Annotated in this window: 4 protein-coding genes; 3 read left to right on the top strand and 1 reads right to left on the bottom strand. The window is 70.5% G+C overall.

Features of this window, described 5'->3' with window-relative positions:
• Positions 1 to 316 precede the first annotated feature (316 nt).
• Entirely contained in the window at positions 317 to 1,000 is a 684-nt protein-coding gene (locus tag DI269_RS13855) for a hypothetical protein (protein WP_112136797.1), read from the bottom strand.
• 523 nt (positions 1,001 to 1,523) lie between these two features.
• On the opposite strand from DI269_RS13855, the gene DI269_RS13850 reads away from it, so the two are divergent.
• The 3 genes from DI269_RS13850 (at position 1,524) to rpmA (ending at position 5,031) form a co-directional block, all read left to right on the top strand.
• Positions 1,524 to 4,160 (top strand): Rne/Rng family ribonuclease, encoded by a 2,637-nt coding sequence (locus DI269_RS13850; RefSeq protein WP_232822744.1) that lies wholly within the window; start codon positions 1,524 to 1,526, stop codon positions 4,158 to 4,160.
• A gap of 290 nt (positions 4,161 to 4,450) precedes the next feature.
• Positions 4,451 to 4,750 (top strand): 50S ribosomal protein L21, encoded by a 300-nt coding sequence (rplU, locus tag DI269_RS13845; RefSeq protein ID WP_091052684.1) that lies wholly within the window; start codon positions 4,451 to 4,453, stop codon positions 4,748 to 4,750.
• 11 nt (positions 4,751 to 4,761) lie between these two features.
• Positions 4,762 to 5,031 carry a 50S ribosomal protein L27 gene (rpmA, locus tag DI269_RS13840; protein WP_106366716.1) on the top strand — a complete coding sequence of 90 codons (270 nt, stop codon included), beginning with the start codon at positions 4,762 to 4,764 and terminating at the stop codon, positions 5,029 to 5,031.
• The last annotated feature ends 60 nt before the right edge of the window (positions 5,032 to 5,091 follow it).

Here is a 5,091-nt window from a genome sequence, read left to right as displayed (position 1 = left end):
GACGGCCGTCCGGCCTGCGGCGAGGGACGCCCCGCCTGCGGCCGCCCCTGCCCGTATCCAGGCTGGGGACGGTCCGGGGACGGCTGTCCGCCCTGGTGGCGGCCCTGATCACCTTGAGCGGCGTACGGCTCGCCCGACCCCTGGGGCCGGCCCGCGCGGGGCTGCCACCGGCCGGAGCCCGACCGCCGCCCGTCGTCGGGCTGCTCGTCGTATGCCGGGCCAAAGGGTGGTGTGGCGCTCACGATGATCCTCCGCGAATGGTTGCGGCGTGTCGACTTGACGCCGCGGTAGTCACGGTCAGCTTAAAGGGAGCCGCCTAATTCCCCGCCCGGGGGAGTGAGTCGAGGAGACCCGACGACAGGCCCTCCGCCAACGTCTCCACGTCGCCGCCCTCCGGCGGCGTGCCCGTGACGAACACGTTCAGGCTCAGCGTGGTGTTCGCCTCCTGCGCGTGGAGGCGCACTTCCGTCTCCTCGCCCTCGGCGATCACCGCGGTCGCCGCCTGCTCGCCGACCTCGCCGACGTCAGAGGTCGCGTGTCCCTCGGACGCCTCGAACTCCAGCACCCCGGCGTACGCCGCGCGCGCCTTCGACGCGTCCTCGTACACCTGGACGGTCGCGAACAGCGTCACCAGCCGGTACGCGTCGCCGCCGGCGTACTCCGCCGAGTAGGTGCAGTCGAACGTGCGGACCTTCTCCTCCGAGGACTCCTCGGGGCTGCGCGCCTGCTCGGTGTCGGCCCAGGGCGTCAGCAGCTCGGGGTTCACGACGCGCTCGCACAGGTCGCCGATCCCGTCGGCCTCGACCAGCGGCTCCTCGTCGCCGATGCCGGAGCTCCAGAAGAGCACCGTGCCGCCCGCGAGCAGCAGGACCGCGACCACAGCGAGGACCCATCCGACGCTGGTGAGCTGCCGGAACAGGTCGGCACCGCGATGGCGCCCCTGGTAGGTCGCCGGTTTCCCGTCCGCCCGGGGCTCCTCGGCCTTGTCCGAGTCGATCACCTGGAGTGCGATGGCTGTTTCCTTAATCTGGGGGCCGCTGCTGCCTCGCCACTGGACAGCTTATCGAGTACATGGGACACGGGCCACGCTCGAATCGTGCCAACCACGAGGAGTCGTGTTTTCTCACCCGATCGTGACGGCTCCCACTGAGAGGGACGGCACCGGCTTGTCCACCTGTTCGGCGAAAGACACAGAGTGTGCGATACTCGACCTTGTCGTACCGCACAGATCTACGGATGGTGCGACCCGCAGATGTCCTGTCCGCGCCCCTCACGACGGCGACGGACTTGACGACTCGGCTGGGGGCAGAGGTGTTTCCCCAGCGCGAGTTGAGGCTTTACAGAGCGGCCCGAACGGCAGGGGACAGCGCCGGAACAAGGCTCGCGAGCCTGCTGGGCGACGCGAACCGGAAGCCGGCCCCCGCCCGGTCGGGAGGACCGCACTGCTGATGCCGCGCCCGTGCGGCAGCGGACGCAAACCGCGTCACGCGCCCGGGCAGCGGCTGGAATGGAGATTTATTCGTATGCGCGAGAATGAGCCGCGCGAACAGGTGCCCGCGATCGCGGTGACCTTCATGGCTCCTCAAAAACCCAAGAGCGACGAACCGGCGCCGGAGGCGCCGCGCAGCGAGCGGCCACGTGCCACCGCTGCGACCGCCGCGATGTTCGCCCCCCCGCCCAAGACCGCCCCCAAGGCGGCCGAAACCAGGCCCGAGCGCGCCAGGTCCGAGTCCCGCGACGAGCGGGACGACGCAGAGCCGCGCCGCGGCCAGGACGCCGAGCCCCGCCGACAGGCGAAGAAGACCCAGGCCAAGAAGGCCCAGCCCCAGCAGGAGCAGCAGCCGACGCGCAAGCGCACCCGCAACCGCGGTGAGCAGCGCTCCGGCGACAAGCCCGCCGACCGGGGTCCCGCCGAGCAGGCCGCCGAGCGCGAGCCGAAGGCCGAAGAGCCGGTCGTCGAGGACTTCGACGACGACGACTTCGACGACGATGACGACTCCGAGGCCGGACGCCGCAGGCGCGGCCGCCGGGGCCGCCGCGGCCGCGGCCGCGGCAAGGGCGTCGACGGTGCCGAGGGCTCCGACGACGAGGACGACGACGAAGACGAGCGCACCGACGCCGACGAGGACGACGAGGACTCGGGCGCCGACGGCCCCGAGGTCACCCGCCGCCGTCGCCGCCGCCGCAGGAGGGCCGGGTCCGAGGACTCCGACCGCTCCCGCCCCGAGGACGCCGACGACGACGCAGAAGTGGTCGTCAAGGTCCGCGCCCCGCAGCGCCGCATCTCCTCCAACGAGGAAGTGCGCGGCGTCTCCGGCTCCACGCGCCTCGAAGCGAAGCGCCAGCGCCGCCGCGACGGCCGCAAGTCCGGCCGCGGCCGCGTCCAGGTCGTCAGCGAGGCCGAGTTCCTCGCCCGCCGCGAAGCGGTCGAGCGCCAGATGGTCGTCCGCGTCCGCGGCGGCCGCGCCCAGGCCGCCGTCCTCGAAGACGGCATCCTCGCCGAGCACTACGTCTCCAAGTCCGGGGCCCAGGGCCTGGTCGGGAACGTCTACCTCGGCAAGGTCCAGAACGTGCTCCCGAGCATGGAGGCCGCGTTCGTCGACATCGGCCGCGGCCGCAACGCCGTGCTCTACGCCGGCGAGGTCAACTGGGACGCGACCGGCCTGGCCGGCAAGGCCCGCTCGATCGAGCAGGCCCTCAAGCCCGGCGACGCCGTGCTCGTCCAGGTCACCAAGGACCCGGTCGGCCACAAGGGCGCCCGCCTGACCAGCCACGTCGCGCTCTCGGGCCGCCACCTGGTCTACGTGCCGGGCGGCAACGCCTCGGGGATCTCCCGCAAGCTCCCCGACCGCGAGCGCACCCGCCTGCGCGCGGCGCTCAAGAAGCTCGTCCCCGAGAGCGCGGGCGTCATCGTGCGCACCGCTGCCGAGGGCGCCGGGCCCGAAGAGCTCGCCCGCGACATCTCCCGCCTCCAGATCGAGTGGGAGGAGATCCAGGCCAAGGCGAAGAAGAGCAACGCGCCTGCGGTGCTCCACTCCGAGCCCGACGTGCTCATCCGCGTCGTCCGCGACGTCTTCAACGAGGACTTCAAGGAGCTCCTGGTCGAAGGCGACGAGGCCTACGACGAGATCCACAAGTACCTCGAATCCGTCTCGCCCGAGCTGCTCCCGCGGCTCAAGCGCCACACGGGCACGAAGGACGTCTTCGCCGAGAAGCGCGTCGACGAGGGCCTGCTCAAGGCGCTGGACCGCAAGGTCTACCTGCCTTCGGGCGGTTCGCTCGTCATCGACCGCACCGAGGCGATGACGGTGATCGACGTCAACACCGGCCGCTTCACCGGCGAGGGCGGCAACCTCGAAGAGACCGTCACCAGGAACAACCTGGAGGCGGCCGAGGAGATCGTGCGGCAGCTGCGCCTGCGCGACATCGGCGGCATCATCGTGATCGACTTCATCGACATGGTCCTGGAGTCGAACCGCGACCTGGTGCTCCGCCGCCTGACCGAGTGCCTGGGCCGCGACCGGACCAAGCACCAGGTCACCGAGGTCACCTCGCTGGGCCTGGTCCAGATGACCCGCAAGCGGGTCGGCCAGGGCCTCATCGAGGCGTTCTCCGAGCCCTGCGACCACTGCAAGGGCCGCGGCGTCATGATCCACACCGACGAGATCCTCGGCAACGGCCGCAAGAAGGGCAACGGCGGTGGCGGCGGCAACGCCGGCCAGCACCAGCACCAGGGCCAGCAGAACCAGGGCCAGGGTCAGAACGGCGGCAAGAAGAAGCGGGACAAGTCCAAGTCCGGCCGCCAGCAGCAACAGCAGCACGAGGACAAGTCCGACCCGCACGGGAAGTCCGCCGCCGACGCGGTCGCGAAGATCGCGGCCGCCTCCGAGCACGGGCACGAGGACGACGACTACTACGACGACGACGTCGAGATCACGGACGAGACCGCGAACGAGCCGATCGCCGAGGCCTCCGGGCCCGACGACGCGCCCGTGGTCGAGTCTGCGACGACCGACGCCGCGGCCGCGACCGAGGAGGCCGTCCCCGCGGACGCCGCCGAGGCAGTGGCCGAGCAGCAGACCCCCGCCGCGTCGGACTCCGACCCGGCGGACACCGAACCGGACACCGGCGACGCCGGCACCGATTCGGACCGGTCCTAGGATCGGGCGGCGCCGCGGACTGTGACGTCCGCGGCGTCCGCCTGGTCCCCATGCCGGAACCAGCGGGTACATGACGTACCCTAGTGAGCGGCCTATAGAGCCCTCAGCTTTTCGTCCTCGCGCAAGCGGGGACGAGCGCGGAGCTCGATCGGCGGGCCAGCCCAGGTGACGTTCGCGAAGCCGGAGTTGGCACGGTGCGTGACACCGCGAAATTGACAGACACCGTTCCCCTGCGGGGAACTGACAGCTATGTCCCCGCATCGGGGAGGACCCAAGGAGACCGCGTCGACATGTACGCAATCGTCAAGACTGGCGGAAAGCAGTACAAGGTCGCCGAGGGCGACGTCCTCGAAGTCGAGAAGCTTCAGGGCGAGTCCGGCGACACGCTTACGCTGCCTGCGGTGTTGCTCGTCGACGAAGGCACTGTGGTCACCGACGCCTCCGGCGTCACGGTGAGCGGTGAACTTCTCGAGCACACCAAGGGCCCGAAGATCAAGATCCACAAGTACAAGAACAAGACCGGCTACCACAAGCGCCAGGGTCACCGCCAGCCGCTGACCCGCGTGCGCATCACCGGTATCACCAAGTAAGGGGTTGAACGATGGCACACAAGAAGGGCGCATCCAGCTCCCGCAACGGGCGTGACTCCAACTCCAAGCGACTTGGCGTCAAGCGCTTCGGCGGCCAGCACGTCAGCGCGGGCGAGATCCTGATCCGTCAGCGCGGCACCAAGTACCACCCGGGCGAGCTCGTCGGCCGCGGCGGCGACGACACCCTCTTCGCCCTCGCCGAGGGCGAAGTGCTGTTCTCGCAGAAGCGCGGACGCAAGCTGGTCAACATCGTCCCGACCTCCACCGAGGTCGCGGCCTAAGACCAGAGCGGCAACGCTCGAAAAGCACGAAGGGGCCGGGCCCGTCGAAAGACGGGCCCG

The organism is Glycomyces dulcitolivorans, assembly GCF_003265355.1.
In the GTDB taxonomy this organism is placed as follows: Bacteria; Actinomycetota; Actinomycetes; order Mycobacteriales; family Micromonosporaceae; genus Glycomyces; species Glycomyces dulcitolivorans.
The sequence above is the reverse complement of the archived record's forward strand: the minus strand, read 5'-3'. Positions and strand labels throughout refer to the sequence as shown.

Bases quoted from the DNA above. Each gene is read 5' to 3' on its own strand.
- DI269_RS13850 (WP_232822744.1), top strand. From the start codon at position 1,524: ATGCGCGAGAATGAGCCGCGCGAACAGGTGCCCGCGATCGCGGTGACC.
- rplU (WP_091052684.1), top strand. From the start codon at position 4,451: ATGTACGCAATCGTCAAGACTGGCGGAAAGCAGTACAAGGTCGCCGAG.
- rpmA (WP_106366716.1), top strand. From the start codon at position 4,762: ATGGCACACAAGAAGGGCGCATCCAGCTCCCGCAACGGGCGTGACTCC.